Source organism: Wolbachia endosymbiont of Drosophila barbarae (assembly GCF_044752445.1).
GTDB classification, from domain to species: Bacteria; Pseudomonadota; Alphaproteobacteria; order Rickettsiales; family Anaplasmataceae; genus Wolbachia; species Wolbachia pipientis.
Window position 1 is genome coordinate 1 of sequence record NZ_JBIXJM010000009.1, and the last position, 2,149, is coordinate 2,149.

Below are 2,149 nucleotides of genomic sequence, written 5' to 3' on the forward strand. Positions count from 1 at the left end.
AAAAAGCTGATATCTTATTATTGATTAATAATATAAGTAAAAAGACAGAAATCTATTGTAAGCAGCCAGGAAATGAAAGCAGGTGTACTAATTACAAGGAAATCATAGAAAAAGTAATTCTACAGCCAAGTTTAAAAAGTGAAATAAAGTCTTTAGTGCAAGATATAATTAGACAAGATGGGAGCTGCCAATCACAGAATTTTTATAAGGTAAATAGAAACTATCAAGAAAATAGTGATTACCAAAGGGTGCAAGACATACAGAGAGGTTATTTAATCAATGCAGGGGAAATCTTTATACTATTCTTGCTTTCATTTTTAATGTTCTCCTTACGCACGTTCGTACAACAAATGGGCTCAAGTATCGCTGGTGGTGGATTCAGCGTTTACAATATATCTAGTATGTATCAGGCATCGCCTTTGACTGGCATAATGGAAGGATTCAAACAGCAGTGGCAAAATTTTGCTGGTAGAGGACTTGAGTCTTTAGGCAGTTGGGCTACTCATTTACCGGATAGATTAGCCGGAGGTGCAGCTAATCTGCTGGGGAGAGTACCAAGAGTTGGAGGAGTGCTGAAATACGCTATTGATGTGCCACGTAAATTTGTAGGTGCTACTATTGAAGCAACAAAATTTGCAACATCACCTAAAAATGACGTTGATAAACTTGAGGAAAAGATCTACAGGGCATTTGGAGTTGATAAGGAAGATATTACACACAGAAGGATCGGTAAATATTTAGATTATTATAAAGGATACGTAGGATCACATTTGGGCTATACAATAGAAGATGCTATGAAGTTTACTTGGGAGCATGGCCTTGATTCTATAGGAGTTAGCCGCCGTACAGGAGAAAAAGATGGTTATCCAAATAACTTACTTTTTAGAGCAAAATCGCATAGGCAAGATTTCTTGAATAAGCTTCATGATGACACCATAGGCCGTAAGAGAGAACCAGAAAAAGACAATCCTGATCAATCAAATAAGGTAGAACGAGAGTTAGGCACGGAACTAGTAAGAGATAACCATGATCAGCCACTAGAAGAAGGCGCCCCTCTTCGACTACGAGGGGGAGGTCAGCCAGATAAGGTAGTACGAGAACTAAGCACAGAACAAGAAGACAAGCCTAATCAACTACAGCATGATCAGCCAACAGAAGAAGATAAGCCTAATCAATCAAATGAAGTGACACGAAATTTAGGCACGGAACCAAAAGGCCCAGATGAAATTGATGATTTTGGATCTGCTTTTGAAGGTATGGAAAAACGTGCTGAAAGAGAAGGCAGAAGAAATCAAAATAAAGTTTACAACCTCTCACCACTTTTTGAAATGAATACTCCAGAAGCTGTAGAAAAACGTGCTGAAAGAGCTAGAAGAAAAAAAGAAAGAGAAGATCGAGAAGGTGAAGTTTATAATCTTAAGCCTTTATTTAAAGAACCAAAAAATCCAGAAAGGAAATTACCGGAACCAATGAGGAAACCAGATGCAAAAGGAGATGAGAAGAGGATTGAAGATGAAGACTAATAAAAATTTCAAAGGCCTTGATTATTATAAATTGCAGCAAGACGATAATGGCAATATAAAGTTAAATGACTATGATGATATTTTTAATGCGCGTAGGGCAAGGGTAGATTTACTATTAGACAACACACCAGACAACAATATCGACCTCACTAGGTTAAATAAAGCTTTGAGTGAGAAATTTGTAGATAATCATGGTTTATTGTCTGAATTTGATAAGGAAGACCAAGAAATTGCGCAAGAAAGGCTTAAGGTGTTTAGTATTTTAGAAAGCCTTGAAGACCTTAAAAGCGTGAAAAGTGAGGATCTATTAGAGGTTAGTTTATTGCTATCAGACCTTAGCTTCATAGAGAGAAATGTTGTACTAAATACCGATCAGAATTCTGATCTAGCAGGATTTAAAAACCTATTTATTGAAAAAAAAGCATCTGGTGAAGAGTATAGTGAAGAAGAATGTAGAGGCTTTCTTGATAATATAGATAAAATCAATACTATAATTAAGTTAGAGTTAGAAAGCAGAATTGAAGGGCTAAATCATGATGAAAAAAATGATCATGATGATTTATAGCTCTTTTCATAGAAGTCCGGATGTGATAAGATAAGGATAGAAGATGATAAGGAGGTTGAGT

At 36.2% G+C, this 2,149-nt stretch carries 1 protein-coding gene and 1 pseudogene; both read left to right on the forward strand.

The features are described from left to right. Positions 1 to 1,523 (forward strand): annotated as a pseudogene (locus ACIPNH_RS00115) (type IV secretion system protein); the annotation flags it as partial. Then, positions 1,513 to 2,088, forward strand: coding sequence for a WD_0853 family protein (locus ACIPNH_RS00120; protein ID WP_400770761.1), 576 nt, complete (start codon positions 1,513 to 1,515; stop codon positions 2,086 to 2,088). The pseudogene ACIPNH_RS00115 and the gene ACIPNH_RS00120, both read left to right, overlap by 11 nt. Positions 2,089 to 2,149 lie beyond the last annotated feature (61 nt).